A 16,453-nucleotide genomic window follows, 5' to 3' on the forward strand; every position below is an offset into this window, starting at 1 on the left:
GGTGTTGCGCCCGCGACGACGATAAAAGGATAGACTCATGACTGCTTTTGAAGCACAAGACGATAGCAAGGCGGCCGGTGCGCACTCGCTGGCCGAACGCGCCCTGGCCGAGCTGGCCGGCAGCTTCCTGATCTGCTTCGCGATCTATGTGGTGTGCTCGTTGGGCTCCTCGATCTACGGCCTGAACATGGCGTTCATCGCCGCCGGGGTCGCCCTGGCCTACGGCGCCGTGACCTGGATGCTCGGCTCCGTCTCCGGGGGCCAGTTCAACCCGGCGGTGACCGTCGCCGCCATGCTCGCCTCCAAGACGCGCGCGGTCGACGGCGTCGCGTACATCGTGGCCCAGCTGGTCGGCGCCATCGGCGCCGGTGCCCTGCTGCGCTTCCTGCTGCCGACCTCCGACTCGATCGCGATGAAGGTGTGGCTCACCCCGGCCGTCAACGGCTTCGGCGAGGGCTCCGTCGCCTATTCGACGGTCAACTCCGTGGGCATCAGCTTCGGCATCACGCTGGCGATCGTCGTCGAGGTGGTCGCCGGCCTGATCGTCGTCGGCACGGCGATGCGCTCCACCGACGAGTCCGGACGCCCCGGCGCCTCCTACGCGCCGGCGATGGGCGCCGCCTACGGCGTCGGCGCCGCGATCACCTATCCGGTCACGGGCGCCGCGCTCAACCCGGCCCGCGCCACCGGCATCGCGGTCTTCGCCCAGGGCCAGGGCCTGACCACCGAGCCCCTGCAGCAGCTGTGGGTGTTCTGGGTGTGCCCGGTGCTGGCGGCCGCCGTGGTGGCGCTGGTGATGATCGTCGCGCAGATGGCGAAGGACGCCGCCGCCAAGAAGCGCGCCGCGGCAGCCGCCGCGGAGGCGCCCGAGAGCGCCGACGCCGACGTGTTCGCGGATCAGGACTTCGCCGACCAGGACTCAGCCGAGCAGGACTCAGCCGAGCAGGCCGACGCTGAAGTGGACGGCGAGCAGCCCGATGCCCAGCGCGATGCCGATGAAGGCGTCGAACGCCACTGATCGGACCTTCCAAGGGCTGCGTTCGCGCAATATCAGGCGCAGCAGCCCGGTGACGACGGCCGCGACGGAGATGATCACCGTCGCGGCCGTCGTGTATCCGAGGGCGGCGACGGCGACGGCGAGGGCGACCACGGCCGCGACGGCCCATTCGAACCACGGCTTGCCCTCATGGTCTTCGGAAACGTACGGATGATCGTGCATGATGCTGATCCTCACTGGTTGCTTGGCATGCCCGGCGCCGGGCCTCGGGGCGGCTATCAAAAAGCTCCCCTCCGGGCGGAGGGGAGCCGGTCACTGAACGATCAGTGGAAGAAGTGGCGGGTACCGGTCAGGTACATGGTCACGCCGGCCTGCTTCGCGGCCTCGATGACCTCCTCGTCGCGGATGGATCCGCCCGGCTGCACGATCGCCTTGACGCCGGCCTTGATGAGGATCTCGGCGCCGTCGGCGAACGGGAAGAACGCGTCGGACGCGGCCACCGAACCGGTGACGCGGTCGGCGCCGTCGGCCAGCGTGTTGGCGCGCTCGACCGCCAGGTGGCAGGAGTCGACGCGGTTGACCTGGCCCATGCCGATGCCGACCGTGGCCTGATCGTGGGCGATCAGGATCGCGTTCGACTTGACGCAGCGGATCGCGCGCCAGGCGAACAGCAGGTCGTTGAGCGTCTGCGCGTCGGCCGGCTCGCCGGACACGAGCTTCCATGCATCCGGATCGTCGCCGGTGGCGTTGATCAGGTCCATGTCCTGCACCAGCAGACCGCCGTCGATCTGGCGGAACTGCTCGTGGCCCTTCGGCGGCTCGGCGACCTTGAGGATACGCAGGTTCTTCTTCTTGGTCTGCAGCAGTTCAAGGGCGGCCGGTTCGTAGTCGGGCGCGACGATGACCTCGGTGAAGATCGGGCGAACGCTTTCGGCCATCTCCAGCGTGACGGTCGTGTTGCACGCGATCACGCCGCCGTAGGCGCTCATCGGGTCGCAGGCGTGCGCCTTGCGGTGCGCCTCCGCCGCGGTGGCGCCGATGGCCAGGCCGCACGGGTTGTTGTGCTTGACGACGGCGACGGCGATCTGCGGGGCGAGATCCCACACGGCGCGCCACGCGGCGTCGGCGTCCACATAGTTGTTGTAGCTCATCGGCTTGCCGCCGAGCTGCTCGGCGTGCGCGAAGCCGCCGGTCTCCAGCGGGTCGAGGTACAGGGCGGCCTGCTGATGGGAGTTCTCGCCGTAGCGCAGCGTGTGCGAGCGGTCCCACGTGCGGGTGAAGGACGCGGGGAACTTCTTGTCGTCCACCGCCGGCTGGCCGTCGTCGCCCTCGGTCGTGACGGTATCGGGCTTCGGCCAGTGCTTGGAGGTCCACTCGTTGATCGTCGCGTCGTAGGCGGCGGTGTGCGCGAACGCCTTGGCGGCGAGCCAGCGGCGCTCGGGCAGGCTGAATCCCTCGCCGTTGGCGACGCGGGAGGCGACGAGCGCATAGTCGGCCGGGTCGGTGACGATCGCGACGGTGGCGCTGTTCTTGGCGGCGCCGCGCACCATGGAGGGGCCGCCGATGTCGATCTTCTCGATCGTGGCTGCCTCGTCGGCGCCGGAGCGCACGGTGTCGGCGAACGGGTACAGGTTCACGACGACCAGATCGAAGGGCTTGATGCCCAGCTGCTCCAGCTGGGCCGCGTGATCCGGGTTCGTCATGTCGGCGAGGATGCCGGCGTGGATGTGCGGGTCGAGCGTCTTGACGCGGCCGTCCAGGCTTTCGGGGAAGCCGGTGACCGTGGACACCTCGGTCACGGGCACGCCAAGATCGGCGAGGCGCTTCGCCGTGGAACCGGTGGACACCACTTCGACGCCGGCTGTGATGAACGCCTTGGCGAGCACCTCGATGCCCTCCTTGTGGAAGACGGAAACCAGTGCCCGTCGTATCGGTCGGTTCGTGTTCGTCATCCTATTCCTCCTTGGTTGCTTGCGTTGGTGCTTGTGAAGATTGGGGCCCGCGTCCGGGCATGCTTGCGGTGGTTCGCGGGGCGCGCGGCCGATCGTCGTCCGCCGGCGCGTCGTGGGCCGCCGGCGCCGCGGAGGCGCGTTCGCGCACCCGCCGTGAGGCCCAGCGTATCCCGAAAATGGCGGCCATGCCAATCAGCGACAGCAGCCAGGCCGCGAACAGCCCGATCGCGGTCGGCCGGGCGATCGTCTGCGTCGACTGCATGACGTCGACGCCGAGATGCGCGAGGCGCCCTTCGCCCAATCCGCCGTTGGACAGCAGAAAGACCAGCGAGGACATGACCGACAGCATCGCCCCGGCGATGCAGAACGCGCCGGCCGGGTAGGCGAACGAGACGATCGTGGCGCGCACGTCGAGCCGGCGTTCGGGGGAACCGGCCCGCACGGCGAACCCGCGGCGCGACCACATCGCGATCAGGCCGGAGACCAGCCCGCAGGCCAGCGGCACCGACATGAGCAGCATGCGCACGCGGTCGTCGGCCACCGGTTGCGGGAGCAGGCCGAACACGGGGATCGCCGGCAACGAGGAGGACTGCCCGATCCACAGGGTGAACGAGCCGAGATCGCCGATGGCGAATCCCCCGCCGAATACCCACGACATCGCCCAGATGCACAGATTCGGCAGCCATGCCAGGCAGGCGATCGTCGTGACGATCCGCGAGCCGGTGCCCATGCCGATCATGGAGAACAGGCGGCCCATCGCGGCGTGGTTCTGCACGCTCCAGACGATGACGGTGACCATGCCGGCGCACAGGTACCCCGCCAGCGTGGCCATGCCCATCGTGAGTCCGACGCGCACCGTGCGGCGCAGCTCGGGCCCCATGACGTCGTGCAGCGCGCGCATCGCCTTGGCGGCGGCGCCCGACGCCGGCAGGGCAGCCAGCGCGTAGCCGGCGGAGAAGACCACGGCGCCTTTGGCCAGCACGACCCACAGGTCGTCCGTCAGGCCGGCGGCCGTGCCGTGGCGCAGCAGACCGGTCATCACCAGCCATACCGCCAGACCGGAGCAATAGCCGGCAATGCTGGTGGAGAACCGCTGCGCGAAGGCGCGTACCACGCCGACCAGCAGCAGGGTCAGCAGCAGGGGCACCAGGGTGAGCGTGACCGGGGACGCGATGAAGCCGACGCCCTGGCTCAGCAGCATGACGGCGCAAGTGAGCGACACGGCATAGGAGGAGAGATTGCCCCCGCCCTCCTCCATCGAGATGACCAGCAGCATCAGGGCGATGAAGCAGCCGAGCGACACGGCGAACACGGCCATGGCCGCCATCGCCGTCAGCGCCCCCTTGGCCCATGGTGTGATGCGTGCGATCATATCAGCGAATGTTCGGCGAGCACCTCACGCATGATGTCGGCGGTCTGGCCGGGGGTTCTGCCGACGCGGATGCCGACGGCCTCGAGCGCCTCCTTCTTGTCCTTCGCGGTGCCCTTGCCGCCCGAGACGATGGCGCCGGCATGGCCCATCTGCTTGCCTTCGGGCGCGGTGAACCCGGCGATGTAGGCGACGACCGGCTTGGTCATGTGCTCGGCGGCCCACCGGGCGGCGTCCTGTTCGGCGCTGCCGCCGATCTCGCCGATCATGACGACGGCCTTGGTGTTCTCGTCCGCCTCGAAGGCCTCGAGCGCCTCCTGCAGCGTGGTGCCGACGATCGGATCGCCGCCGGCGCCGAGGCACGCGGTGAAGCCGATGTCGCTCAGCTCGCCCATCAGCTGATAGGTCAGGGTTCCGGACTTGGAGACCAGGCCGAGCGGACCGCGCGAGACGATGCCGTCGGGGATGATGCCCAGGTTCACGCCGTGCGACTGCGGCGAGGAGGGCAGCGTCATGAGCCCCGGGCAGTTCGGCCCGACGATGCGGATGCCCTTGCGCAGCGCAAGCTCCACGAAGTAGGCGCTGTCGGCGACCGGGATGCCCTCGGTGATGACCACGATCAGCTCGATGCCCGCTTCCACGGCCTCCACGACCGCCCCCTTGGCGAACCGAGGCGGCACGAACACCACGCTGGCCTTGGCGCCGGTGGCCTCGCGCGCCTCGGCGCAGGTGGCGTAGACCGGGACCTCGGCGTCGACGCCGTCACGCGCCGCGGGGAAGGTGACCGTGGTGCCGGCCTTGCGCGGGTTCACGCCGCCGACGATGTTCGTGCCGGCCCTGAGCATGCGCGCGGTGTGGGTCATGCCCTGGTGGCCGGTCATGCCCTGGACGATGACCGGGGCGCCGTCTTCGATGAACAATGCCATCAGTCGTTCTCCTTTGCGTCTGCCGCGTCGGCCGCGAGGCGGGCGGCCTGCTGGGCGGCCTGCTCCATGGTGTCCGCGACGTGCAGGTTCGGGTTGTTCGCGTGGGCGAGGATCCTCAGGCCCTCGTCGGCCGCGTTGCCGTCGAAGCGCACCACGATCGGCTTGGCCGCGTGCAGGGCGTCGAGCGCCCCGAGGATGCCTTCGGCGACCTGCGCGCAGGAGGTGATGCCGCCGTACACGTTGACGAACACGGACCTGACCTGCGGGTCGGCGAGCACGATCTCCAGGCTGGAGGCCATGACCTCGGCCGAGGCGCCGCCGCCGATGTCGAGGAAGTTGGCGGGCTTGACTCCGGTGCCCTGCTCCTGGCCGGCGCCGGACACGGCGTCCAGGGAGCTCATGACCAGGCCGGCGCCGTTGCCGATCACGCCGACCTCGCCGTGCAGGTGCACGTAGTGCAGGCCGTGCTCGCGGGCACGCAGCTCGTAAGGGTCGGCATCCACCGAATCGGCGAAGCGCTTCCAGTCGTCGTGGCGGAATGCGGCGTTGTCGTCCAGCGAGATCTTCGCGTCGAGCGCGCACAGGGACTTCGAGGACTCGTCGTCGGGATCGCCGATCTTGGCGAGCGGGTTGATCTCCACCAGCGTGGCGTCGGTGTTCTTGAAGCACTGCCACATCTTGAGCAGGATCTGCGCCGCCTGGTTCTCGTCGGCGTGGTAGAAGCCGATGCTGTTGGCCATGGCGGTCGCCGCCTCGAGGTCGAAGTCGCCGAGCGCGTCGATGTGCAGGCGCTTGACGGCCTCCGGGTGCTCCTTGGCGATCTGCTCGACCTCGGTGCCGCCGTTGGCCGTGGCCAGCACGTCGAAGTCGCGCGAGGAACGGTCCACGGAGATGGACACGTAGTACTCGTGCAGGATGTTCTCGGCCTGCGCGACGAGCACGCCGTGCACCTTGTGGCCGTGGATGGTCATGGGCAGGATGCCTTCGGCGAGCAGGATGGCCTCGTCGCGGTTCCTGGCGAGCTTGACGCCGCCGGCCTGGCCGCGATGGCCGATCTTCACCTGCGCCTTGATGACGCACGGATAGCCGAGCTTGTCGGCCGCCTCGGCGACCTCATGCGAGTTCTGCGCGTAGATCGCGCGCGGCGTGGGGATGTCCTGCTCCTCGAGCAGCTCCCGTGCCTGGTATTCATACAGATCCATAGGTGCTTCCAGCCCTTTCCTGTCGATGGGGGTCCTGTCGGGTGCGCGGTCAGGCCGGCATGGTGACCAGCGAGCTGGTCGGCACGTCGCCGAGACTGGCGACGCCGCCAAGGCCTTCGAGCTCCATGACGAAGCCGAAGCCGGCGACCTCGCCGCCCGCCTGGCGGATCAGGTCGGCCGCCGCCTTGGCGGTGCCGCCCGTGGCGATCAGGTCGTCGACGATGAGCACGCGCTCGCCCGGCCGGACGAGATCGGTCTCGATCTCCACCGAGGCGGTGCCGTATTCGAGGTCATAGGATTCGGCGATGGTGTCGGGGGGCAGCTTGCCGGCCTTGCGGATGGCGAGGAACCCCTTGCCCAGATGCGCGGCGAGGGCCGGGCCGAACAGGAATCCCCTCGCCTCGAGCCCGGCGACCGCGTCGAAGGAGTCGGCGGGAACCGGCAGCGCGGCCTCGAGTCCCTCCATCAGCAGGCACAGCGCCTTGGGATCGGCCAACACGGGCATGAAATCACGGAAGATGATGCCCTCTTTGGGGAAGCCCGGCACGGAACGGATGCGGGAGACCAGGTACTGGGCCTGCTCCCGACCGATCCTGTCCAATTGCGTGATCGTGATATCCGATGACATGCTCTGCACCTGCCTTGTCGAAGAATTACATCAATACGTGGGATGGGTGGCCGACGGGCGGAATCACTTCGCCTCGTCGGAGGACGCGCCGGCGCCGCTCGCGGTCTCGTCATCGGACGCGGCCTCGGCGGGCTGTGCCTCGATGGTCTGCTCCACCGGCACCTGTGCCTCGTCGCCGCCGTCCTGCGGCAGCGGGTTGCCGTTCTCGTCCACCTCGTCGTCGCTCACATAGGCCGGGCGCACGTACTCGCGGCTGATCGCGTTGAAGCCGAAGCGCAGCTTCGAGCCCTCGGAATCGATGACGATCTCCTCATACTGCGTGTCGACGGACACGACCTTGCCAATCACGCCGCCGATGGTGATGACCTCGGTGCCGGGCTGCAGGTTGGCGCGGAAATCCTGCTTCTCCTGCTGCTGCTGCTTCGCCTTGCGCGACTGCCACCACATCATGCCGATCATGAGGACGAAGATGATGATGAGAAAACCGTACTGCTCCAATTGAGTCTCCTTGCGTCTGATCCGCCCAACGAACGGGAGGATAGGTCCAAAACTGAGATTTTAGAATAGCTTGCTGACATCATCGCGGGGGTGGAGCCCCAAATGCCCCCATGCCTTCTCCGTCGCCACGCGGCCTTTGGGCGTGCGCACGAGGAATCCCTCGCGCACCAGGTACGGCTCGCATACCGTCTCGACGGTCTCCGCCTCCTCGCCGACCATGGCCGACAGCGTGTTCAGACCGACCGGGCCGCCGTTGAACTGCCTGACGATGGCGTTGAGCACGGCGATGTCGAGCCGGTCGAGCCCCTCGGCGTCGATCTGGTACAGGGACAGCGCCTCCTTGACGTCATCCGCGCCGACCTTATCCAGATCGTGGACGATGGCCCAGTCGCGCACGCGGCGCAGCAGGCGGTTGGCGATACGCGGCGTGCCGCGGGAACGCACGGCCATCTCGTGGGCCGCGTCCTCGACCAGCCGCACGCCCAGCACGAGCGAGGAGCGCTCGATGAGCTTCTCCAGCTCCTCGTGCGGGTAGAAGTCCAGATGCGCGGTGAAGCCGAACCGCGCGCGCAGCGGCGAGGGCAGCATGCCCTCGCGCGTGGTGGCGCCGATCACCGTGAACCGGGGCAGCGTCAGCGGGATCGAGGAGGCCCCCGGCCCCTTGCCGACCATCACGTCGACGCGGAAGTCCTCCATCGCGATGTACAGCAGCTCCTCGGCGGCCCGCGGCAGGCGGTGGATCTCGTCGATGAACAGCACTTCGCCGGCGTCCAGCGAGCTCAGGATCGACGCGAGGTCGCCGGCGTGCTGGATGGCCGGGCCGGAGGTGATGCGGATGGGCACGCCGAGCTCGTTGGCCACGATCATCGCCAGGGTGGTCTTGCCAAGGCCCGGAGGGCCGGCGAGCAGGATGTGGTCGGGGGGCACCTCGCGCTTGCGGGCCGCGTCGAGGAACAGCTGCAGCTGCGCCTTGAGCCGGGGCTGGCCGATGAAGCCGTCAAGCACATGGGGGCGCAGCTCCTCGTCGCTGACCGGCTCATTGCCGATCGGCGCGGCGGACACCATGCGCAGCGACTCCTCGTTCGCGCCGGTGTTGGGCTGCTCGCCTTCGGTGCGCTCGTCGGTGCGCTCGTTGTATGCCATCGTCATCTATCACCTTCCGCGGTCGAGGGAGGCCAGGGCGAGTTTGAGCGCGCGGGGCACGTCCTCGGCGGCCAGCGGCAGCGTGATGCCGTTGGCCGCGCAGGCCGTCTCCACGGCCGCCTGCGCGTCGGGCTGGCGCCAGCCGAGCGACATCAGGCCTTCGACCACCTGCGCCGTATGCGGGTCGCCCTCCTGGCGGCGCGCCGGCGCCGGGCCGGCCTCGATCGAGTCGAGGTCGATCGAGCCCTTCAGTTCCAGGATGATCTTCTGCGCGCCCTTCTTGCCCAATCCGGGCGCCTTGGCCAGGGCCGCGGCGTCGCCGTCGGCGACGGCCTTGGCCAGCCGGTCCGGCGGCAGCGTCGACAGCAGCGACAGCGCCACCTTGGGGCCGATGCCGCTGACCTTCTGCAGCTGCAGGAACATGCGCTTGGACGCCGACGACAGGAACCCGAACAGCGTGATCGCGTCCTGCGACACGCTCAGCGACGTGTACACGCGCGTCTCCTGCCCGGCGTGCAGCGCAGACAGGTCGGCCGAGGGCATCCGGGTCTCGTACCCGACGCCGCCGACCTCGATGATGGCATGGTCCGCGTTCACCTCGGCGACGCGGCCGCTGAGCATTCCAATCATGGCGATCCCCTAGCATTCCAAAGTTTCGAACATCTGTTCGATCAGTCTACATGCCGCGGTCGACGCTGTGCCGGCGCTTGGATCGCTGCGCTGCTTCGGCCCACTGCCGCTGGGCCGCCGTCAGGTGCTGCTCGCGCTCGCCGCCCTGCAGCGCGCCGGCGGGGCGCAGGGCATGGCAGATCGCCACGGCCAGCGCGTCGGCCGCGTCGGCGGGCTTCGGCGGCTCGTTGAGCCCGAGGATGCGGGCGACCATGCGCTCGACCTGGATCTTCTCGGCCTTGCCGTTGCCGGTGATCGCCAGCTTCGATTCGGTCGGCGTGTGCAGGGCCACCGGGATGCCCCGCTGCGCGGCCGCGAGCATCGCCAGGCCGGCGGCCTGCGCGGTGCCGAGCACGGTGTTGCGGTTCTCCTGCGCGAACACGCGCTCGATCGACACGGTGTCTGGCGCGAAGCGCTCGATCTTCTCGGCCAATCCGTTGTAGATCGCCAGCAGGCGCAGATCCTGCGAGGTATCGGGCGACGAGCGCACCACATCGACGTGGATAAACGAAAGCCGGCGGTGAGCGCCGGCTTCGATCACGCCGACCCCGCACCGGGTGAGCCCGGGGTCGACGCCAAGGATGATCACGAGGTCTACTCCTCGTCGAGCTGGGCCATCACCTCGTCGGAGGCGGTCCAGTTGGAGTAGATGTTCTGCACGTCGTCCAAGTCATCGAGGTTGTCGATGAGCTTGGACACCTTGCGGGCGTCCTCGAGGCTCAGCTCGACCTCGTTCTTCGGGCGCATGACCATATCGGCGGAATCGTAGTCGAAACCGGCGTCCTGCAGGCTCTTGCGCACGGCGTGCAGATCGGACGGATCGGTGACCACGGTGAACACCTCGCCATCGTCGATCACGTCCTCGGCACCGGCGTCGCCGGCCTTCTCGAACAGGTCGTCGAAGTCGACGCCCTCGGACGGCACCTCGATCTGGCCCTTGCGCTCGAAGTTGAAGCTCACGGAGCCGGAGGTGGCCAGCGAGCCGTTGCCCTTGGTCAGCGTGGAGCGCACTTCGGCGGCCGCGCGGTTGCGGTTGTCGGTCAAGCACTCGATGATCAGGCCGACGCCGGCGGGGGCGTAGCCCTCGTACACGATGTCCTCGTAGCTGGCGCCGCCGGCTTCCTCACCGGAGCCGCGCTTGACGGCGCGCTTGATGTTGTCGGCCGGCATCGAGGCCTTCTTGGCCTTGTAGATGGCATCGTACAGGGACGGGTTGCCGTCCGGGTCGCCGCCGCCCATGCGGGCCGCGATCTCGATGTTCTTGATCAGCTTGGCGAACAGCTTGCCGCGCTTGGCGTCGATGGCGGCCTTCTTGTGCTTGGTGGTCGCCCACTTGGAATGCCCTGACATAATGCTCCTAGCAGGTAGTGGATAAAACTGACAAACGAGACGATTTTAGAGCGGTTCGCCGACAAGCGCCCCGCACGGGGCCGTCCCGGGCCCCTGTTCCGGGGGCGAGGGGCCGCCTTAGGCGGCGGCGCTCCCCCGTTCGAGCGGCAGCCCGAAGTCCGGTGCGAGCCGCGAGAACGCCTGCGCGTATGCGGCGCGCTGGTCGGACAGCAGGATCGGCATGGTACGCGTCTGGGCGACGATCGGCATGAAGTTCGCGTCGCCGTTCCAGCGCGGCACCACATGCTGGTGCAGGTGCGCGGCCACGCCGGCGCCCGCCACCTCGCCCTGGTTGATGCCGATGTTGTAGCCGTCCGGATGGGAGACTGCCTCCATCACCTTCATGGCGAGGGTGGTGGCCTTCTCGAATTCGAACAGTTCGGCGTCGTCGAGCTCGGTGATGAACCCGACGTGGCGGTACGGGCAGATCATCAGGTGCCCGACGTTGTACGGGTAGAGGTTCATGATGGCGAACACGCGCGCGCCGCGCCAGGCGATGAGGCCGTCCTCGTCGGACTTCTTCGGCCCGGCGCAGAACGGGCACTCCTTCGCCTTGGGCTTGGTCGGCCGGTCCTCGCTGTTGCGCAGCACATAGGTCATGCGCTGCGGGGTCCACAGCCGCTCGACCGTGTCCTCCTGCGGCGGGAAGTCCGCCGGATCGTCGACGCGCGCGTCAGTCATCATTGTGCCCTTTCTTGGGAGGCTCCCCTCAGTCCGCTGCGCGGACAGCTCCCCTCAGGGAGGGGAGCCTAATACGTTTGGCATGGCTCCCCTCCCTGAGGGGAGCTGTCGCCGCAGGCGACTGAGGGGAGCCAACCCACTACTTCCTTAATTCACTCGGCCACGGCGGCGGTGAAGTCGTCGGCGGAGTTGACCTGCACGCGCTTGGCGATGACCTTGAGGATCTGCTCGCGGGCCTGGTCCACCGGCACGCCGTTGAGCTGGCTGCCGTCGCGGAAACGGAAGCTCACCGCGTTGTTGTTCATGTCCTCCTCGCCGACGATGAGGATGAACGGCACCTTGGACTTGGAGGCGTTGCGGATCTTCTTGCCGAAGCGGTCGTCGGAGTAGTCGATCTCGCAGCGGACCATCTCGTCCTCGAGGGACTTGACGAAACCGGCCAGATGCGGGGCGAACTCGTCGGCGACCGGCACGCCGAGCACCTGCACGGGGGCCAGCCACGCCGGGAAGGCGCCGGCGTAGTGTTCCAGCAGCACGGCGAAGAAGCGCTCGATGGAACCGAACAGGGCGCGGTGGATCATCACCGGGCGCTGGTGGGTGCCGTCCTTCGCGATGTACTCGAGCTGGAAGCGCTCGGGCAGGTTGAAGTCGAGCTGGATGGTCGAGACCTGCCAGGTGCGGCCGATGGCGTCGCGGGCCTGCACGGAGATCTTCGGGCCGTAGAAGGCGGCGCCGCCCGGATCGGCCACGAGGTCGAGGTGGGAGGCCTCGGCGACCTCGCGCAGCGTGTTGGTCGCCTCCTCCCAGATCTCGTCGGAGCCGACGTACTTGTCCGGGTCCTTGGTGGACAGCTCCAGGTAGAAGTCGGACAGGCCGAAGTCCTTGAGCAGGTTCAGCACGAAGGTCAGCAGGCTGGTCAGCTCGTCCTTCATCTGCTCGCGGGTGCAGTAGATGTGGGAATCGTCCTGGGTCAGGCCGCGCACGCGGGTCAGGCCGTGGACCTCGCCGGACTTCTCGTAGCGGTACACGGTGCCGAACTCGAAGAGGCGCAGCGGCAGCTCGCGGTAGGAGCGCTGGCGCGACTTGAAGATCAGGTTGTGCATCGGGCAGTTCATCGGCTTGAGGTAGTAGTCGGCGCCCGGCTTGACGATGTTGCCGTCCGCGTCCTTCTCCTCGTCGAGGTGCATCGGCGGATACATGCCGTCCTTGTACCAGTGCAGGTGGCCGGAGGTCTCGTACAGGCCGCCCTTGGTGATGTGCGGGGTCTGCACGAAGCTGTAGTGGTGCTTGCGGTGCTGCTCGCGGGAGTAGTCCTCCATCGCGTTGATCACGGCGGCGCCCTTCGGGTGGAACACGGCCAGGCCGGGGCCGATCTCGTCCGGGAAGGAGAACAGGTCCATCTCGGCGCCGAGCTTGCGGTGGTCGCGCTTGGCGGCCTCCTCCAGGCGGGTCTGATAGGCCTTGAGGTCCTCCTTGGTGGCCCATGCGGTGCCGTAGATGCGCTGCATGGTCGGGTTCTTCTCGGAGCCGCGCCAGTACGCGGCGGCGGAACGCTCGATCTTGAAGGCCTTGATGTAGCGGGTGTTCGGCAGGTGCGGGCCGCGGCACAGGTCCTTCCAGACCACGTTGCCGTCACGGTCGACGTTGTCGTAGAAGCTGAGTTCCTTTTCGGCGATCTCGGTGGCGGCGGCCGGGTCGAGGTGGGCCTCCTTGTCCTCGATCAGCTCGATCTTGAAGGGCTGGTCGGCCTCTTCCTTCAGGGCCTCCTCCTCGCTCACGGCGCGGCGGCGGAAGGACTGGGAGGACTTGACGATGCGCTGCATGCGCTTCTCGATGTCCTTGAGGTCGTCGGGGGTGAAGGGCTGGTCGACCTGGAAATCGTAGTAGAAGCCGTCCTTGATCACCGGGCCGACGCCGAGCTTGGCGTCGGGGCGGATCTCCTGCACGGCCTGGGCCATGACGTGCGTGGCGGAGTGGCGCATGATCGTCAGGCCGTCCTCGCTGTCGAGCGCGATCGGGGTCACGGAGTCGCCGTCGTTCAGCGGCGTGTACAGGTCGCGCGGTTCGCCGTTGAGCCTGACCGCGATGATGTTCTTGTCGTCCGCGAACAGCTCGACGCCGGTGGTGGTTGCTTCCACCTCCCTCGCCTCGCCGTTGACTGTGATGGAGATGGTAGCTTGCGCCATGATGTGTCCTTTGCTATCGGGGTCCGCGTTACCAATGTGCAGGCCTGGACTGGGTATCAACGTATGCATACGATATGAGCGTGTGCCGACAACGGTGAGCGCGTGCCGACGACGCCGGACTCCCCCGGCCCGCCCACTGCGCCCGCCCGGATTCCCGGCGGAACGCCGGATAACAAAAAAGCTCCCGACTGGGAGCCATGCCGGAGCGGACAACGGGACTCGAACCCGCGGTCTCAACCTTGGCAAGGTTGCGCTTTACCAACTAAGCTATGTCCGCGAAGGAGCCGGCGTGAGAACCGATTCCGAGTGGAGCTAAGGGGATTCGAACCCCTGACCCTCTCCATGCCATGGAGATGCGCTACCAGCTGCGCCATAGCCCCGAACCGAACGACCGCAGCGCAAGGCTGCGATCCGTGGGTGATGTAGGAATCGAACCTACGACCCCTTCCGTGTGAAGGAAGTGCGCTAGCCGCTGCGCCAATCACCCGTGCTCTGTTCAGTTGTGAACGCCGAAGCGAACTTCGGCATCCGTGGGCGATACAAGATTCGAACTTGTGACCCCTTCCGTGTCAGGGAAGTGCGCTACCTCTGCGCCAACCGCCCGGGCCTGCGTGCTCGTCGGGCCGGATCACTCCAGCCGTCCGAGAGGTGGGTACGAGAGTCGAACTCGTCTATACGGCTTTGCAGGCCGCTGCCTAACCGCTTGGCTAACCCACCGTAAGGTCGTCAACTCTTCGGACCTTAGAGCGGACAACGGGACTCGAACCCGCGGTCTCAACCTTGGCAAGGTTGCGCTTTACCAACTAAGCTATGTCCGCAGTGTCTTCAGCAGCTTGCCGCTGCCTGAGCACGAGTGATTACTATACCGACATCCGTGTAGTTTGCAAAACCCGGCGTGTCGCAAGGGGGCCGAAGCGGCCCCGATTCGCCACTGGCATAAGGATTTCCAACGGTTTTCGGGCACGGTACATTAGAAAGCATGATGGAAGATATGAAGGCTTCGGGCGCCGTGATGATCGCGGCGTTCGAGGGGTGGAACGACGCCTGCCAGGCGGCGACGGACGTCGTGCGCCATCTCGTGGCGAAGTACGAATCGCGCGAGGTGCGGCACATCCGCTGCGGCGAATACTACGACTACCAGGCCACCAGGCCGATCGTCTGCTACGCCACGGGGCGCCGGCGCATCGTCTGGCCGCAGACCACGTTCTACGACATCACCCTGCGCCCGGGGCTGCACGTCTATGCGCAGATCGCCCCGGAGCCCAACTACCGGTGGATCGAGTACTGCCGCCAGAGCCTGCGCATCGCGGACGAGCTGGACGTCACCAGGCTGATCACGCTCGGCTCGATGTTCGCCGACTGCCCGCACACCCGCGACCTGCCGCTCGAGGTGGACGACGGGTCGGGCCATATCGACCCGGACCAGCGCTACAGCGGCCCGGCCGGCATCCCGACGGTGCTGGACACGATCGCGGCCGACGAGGGGCTCGACACGGCCACGATGTGGGTGTCGATCCCGCAGTACCTGGGCAGCGATGGCTGCGCGCAGGCCACGATGCAGATGCTCGGCGGCCTGTCCGACCTGCTCGGCGTGGACCTCGACCCGGGCGACCTGCCCGCCAAATCCGAACAGTGGAAGGCCAAGGCCTCCGTGCTCACCCGCTGCAACGACGCGCTGGCGGAGTACGTGCGCCATCTCGAGCAGGACTACGACCGCAACGCGAAGGTCCGCCGTGAGACATCCCACGGCGGACCCGAATGCGAGCAGCTCATACGGGAGGCCGAGGCCTACCTCAAGAGCATGGGCGACTGAGCGCGGCCGGCGAGGGCACAAAGCCCCGCCGGCCGACTGCTAGGCCGCGGCGACGGCCTCCAGCGGCGAGAGCGCGCCGGTCAGCAGCAGGAGCGCGACGACGACGGCCAGGCCGATGCGGTAGATCGCGAAGGCCTTGTAGGAGAAGGTCGACACGAACTTGAGGAAGCCGATGATCACGATGTAGCCGAGGAAGAAGCTGATGACCATGGCCACGATCGTCGGCCCCCAGCCGGGGAACATGGCGTCGGTCTTGTAGTCCTTGACGGCCTTGACCGCCTCCAGCAGGCCGGAGCCGAACACCGCCGGGATGGCCATCAGGAAGCTCAGGCGCACGGCCGGCTCGCGCTGGTAACCGAGCGCACGGCCGACGGTGATGGTGCCGCCGGAACGGGACACGCCGGGGATCAGCGCCATGGACTGGCCAAGGCCGAAGAGGAACGCGTCGCGGTACGTCATGTCGTCCATGGACTTGACCTGGCGGGCGCGCGCGTCGACCACCCACAGCAGGATGCCGAACACCAGCAGCACGGTGGCCGTGATCCACAGGTTGCGCAGCGCGGTCTCGATCACGTTCTGCAGGGTGAAGCCGAGGATGATGATCGGGACGGAACCGACGATGATGTTCCACCCGAGCGTGGCGTAGCGGTCGCCGCGGCCCATTCTGGACTTCCAGTCCTTGCCGTTCTTGCCGAACAGGCAGGAGAACCAGTGGGTGAGGATGTTGATGATGTCGCGGCGGAAATACAGGATCACCGCAAGCTCGGTGCCGATCTGGATGATGGCGGTGAAGGCCGCGCCCGGGTCGGATCCCAGCATCAGGTCGCCGATGATGCGGATATGCGCGCTGGACGACACCGGAAGATACTCGGTCAGCGCCTGAACGATGCCGAGGATGATCGCTTGGAAGAAATTCATAATCCCTCTTATTGTGCTCATGGATTCATGTGCCTCGCCCAAGAGTACTCACCGGTCCCTAAGAATGCACCAAGCAGCGGCG

The 16,453-nt window shown here is 67.4% G+C and carries 16 protein-coding genes and 6 tRNA genes; 2 read left to right on the forward strand and 20 right to left on the reverse strand.

What is annotated here, in order from left to right:
- The first annotated feature begins 37 nt into the window (after positions 1–37).
- A complete protein-coding gene (locus tag BBSC_RS07115) occupies positions 38–1,018 on the forward strand; it encodes an MIP/aquaporin family protein (protein WP_033519310.1) in 981 nt (326 codons plus the stop codon).
- On the opposite strand, the gene BBSC_RS13325 is transcribed toward BBSC_RS07115, so the two are convergent.
- The 19 genes from BBSC_RS13325 to BBSC_RS07210 all read right to left on the reverse strand — a co-directional run bounded on the left by BBSC_RS13325 (position 935) and on the right by BBSC_RS07210 (position 14,458).
- Complete coding sequence (locus BBSC_RS13325) at positions 935–1,219, reverse strand: hypothetical protein (RefSeq protein WP_033519309.1); 285 nt, start codon at positions 1,217–1,219, stop codon at positions 935–937. The two genes, BBSC_RS07115 and BBSC_RS13325, sit on opposite strands and share 84 nt — an antisense overlap.
- A 101-nt stretch (positions 1,220–1,320) precedes the next feature.
- Positions 1,321–2,949, reverse strand: a complete 1,629-nt coding sequence (gene purH, locus BBSC_RS07125; protein ID WP_033519308.1) for a bifunctional phosphoribosylaminoimidazolecarboxamide formyltransferase/IMP cyclohydrolase — start codon at positions 2,947–2,949, stop codon at positions 1,321–1,323.
- 1 nt (position 2,950) lies between these two features.
- Positions 2,951–4,321: a cell division protein PerM gene (locus BBSC_RS07130; RefSeq protein WP_046726309.1), complete on the reverse strand. Its 1,371-nt coding sequence runs from the start codon at positions 4,319–4,321 to the stop codon at positions 2,951–2,953.
- Positions 4,318–5,244, reverse strand: a complete 927-nt coding sequence (gene sucD, locus BBSC_RS07135) for a succinate--CoA ligase subunit alpha (protein WP_033519307.1) — start codon at positions 5,242–5,244, stop codon at positions 4,318–4,320. The genes BBSC_RS07130 and sucD overlap by 4 nt, the downstream gene beginning before the upstream one ends.
- Entirely contained in the window at positions 5,244–6,446 is a 1,203-nt protein-coding gene (sucC, locus tag BBSC_RS07140) for an ADP-forming succinate--CoA ligase subunit beta (RefSeq protein ID WP_033519306.1), read from the reverse strand. Before sucC ends, sucD begins: the two co-directional genes overlap by 1 nt.
- A 49-nt stretch (positions 6,447–6,495) precedes the next feature.
- A complete protein-coding gene (locus tag BBSC_RS07145) occupies positions 6,496–7,074 on the reverse strand; it encodes an adenine phosphoribosyltransferase (protein ID WP_033519305.1) in 579 nt (192 codons plus the stop codon).
- Positions 7,075–7,137: 63 nt separating this feature from the next.
- Positions 7,138–7,533, reverse strand: a complete 396-nt coding sequence (locus BBSC_RS07150; RefSeq protein ID WP_046726328.1) for a preprotein translocase subunit YajC — start codon at positions 7,531–7,533, stop codon at positions 7,138–7,140.
- Positions 7,534–7,632: 99 nt separating this feature from the next.
- Positions 7,633–8,715, reverse strand: a complete 1,083-nt coding sequence (ruvB, locus tag BBSC_RS07155) for a Holliday junction branch migration DNA helicase RuvB (RefSeq protein ID WP_033519323.1) — start codon at positions 8,713–8,715, stop codon at positions 7,633–7,635.
- 9 nt (positions 8,716–8,724) lie between these two features.
- Entirely contained in the window at positions 8,725–9,345 is a 621-nt protein-coding gene (gene ruvA, locus BBSC_RS07160) for a Holliday junction branch migration protein RuvA (protein WP_033519303.1), read from the reverse strand.
- A 46-nt stretch (positions 9,346–9,391) separates the two neighbouring features.
- Positions 9,392–9,973, reverse strand: coding sequence for a crossover junction endodeoxyribonuclease RuvC (gene ruvC / locus BBSC_RS07165; RefSeq protein WP_033519302.1), 582 nt, complete (start codon positions 9,971–9,973; stop codon positions 9,392–9,394).
- 5 nt (positions 9,974–9,978) lie between these two features.
- A complete protein-coding gene (locus tag BBSC_RS07170; protein ID WP_033519301.1) occupies positions 9,979–10,734 on the reverse strand; it encodes a YebC/PmpR family DNA-binding transcriptional regulator in 756 nt (251 codons plus the stop codon).
- A 117-nt stretch (positions 10,735–10,851) separates the two neighbouring features.
- On the reverse strand, positions 10,852–11,454 hold the full coding sequence (locus tag BBSC_RS07175) for an HIT family protein (protein WP_033519322.1): 603 nt from the start codon (positions 11,452–11,454) through the stop codon (positions 10,852–10,854).
- Positions 11,455–11,606: 152 nt separating this feature from the next.
- On the reverse strand, positions 11,607–13,640 hold the full coding sequence (gene thrS / locus BBSC_RS07180; RefSeq protein ID WP_033519300.1) for a threonine--tRNA ligase: 2,034 nt from the start codon (positions 13,638–13,640) through the stop codon (positions 11,607–11,609).
- A 204-nt stretch (positions 13,641–13,844) separates the two neighbouring features.
- A tRNA-Gly gene (locus BBSC_RS07185) sits at positions 13,845–13,917 on the reverse strand.
- A gap of 30 nt (positions 13,918–13,947) precedes the next feature.
- A tRNA-Ala gene (locus BBSC_RS07190) sits at positions 13,948–14,020 on the reverse strand.
- Positions 14,021–14,054: 34 nt separating this feature from the next.
- Positions 14,055–14,127, reverse strand: a tRNA-Val gene (locus BBSC_RS07195).
- 44 nt (positions 14,128–14,171) lie between these two features.
- Positions 14,172–14,243, reverse strand: a tRNA-Val gene (locus BBSC_RS07200).
- Between the two features lie 43 nt (positions 14,244–14,286).
- A tRNA-Cys gene (locus tag BBSC_RS07205) sits at positions 14,287–14,357 on the reverse strand.
- A gap of 28 nt (positions 14,358–14,385) precedes the next feature.
- A tRNA-Gly gene (locus tag BBSC_RS07210) sits at positions 14,386–14,458 on the reverse strand.
- Between the two features lie 161 nt (positions 14,459–14,619).
- Here BBSC_RS07210 and BBSC_RS07215 point away from each other — a divergent pair.
- Positions 14,620–15,453: a PAC2 family protein gene (locus BBSC_RS07215; RefSeq protein ID WP_033519299.1), complete on the forward strand. Its 834-nt coding sequence runs from the start codon at positions 14,620–14,622 to the stop codon at positions 15,451–15,453.
- 39 nt (positions 15,454–15,492) lie between these two features.
- Here the strand turns inward: BBSC_RS07215 and uppP are convergent, their stop codons facing one another.
- Positions 15,493–16,371, reverse strand: a complete 879-nt coding sequence (gene uppP / locus BBSC_RS07220) for an undecaprenyl-diphosphatase UppP (protein WP_033519298.1) — start codon at positions 16,369–16,371, stop codon at positions 15,493–15,495.
- Positions 16,372–16,453 lie beyond the last annotated feature (82 nt).

This window comes from Bifidobacterium scardovii JCM 12489 = DSM 13734 (assembly GCF_001042635.1).
Taxonomy (GTDB): Bacteria; Actinomycetota; Actinomycetes; order Actinomycetales; family Bifidobacteriaceae; genus Bifidobacterium; species Bifidobacterium scardovii.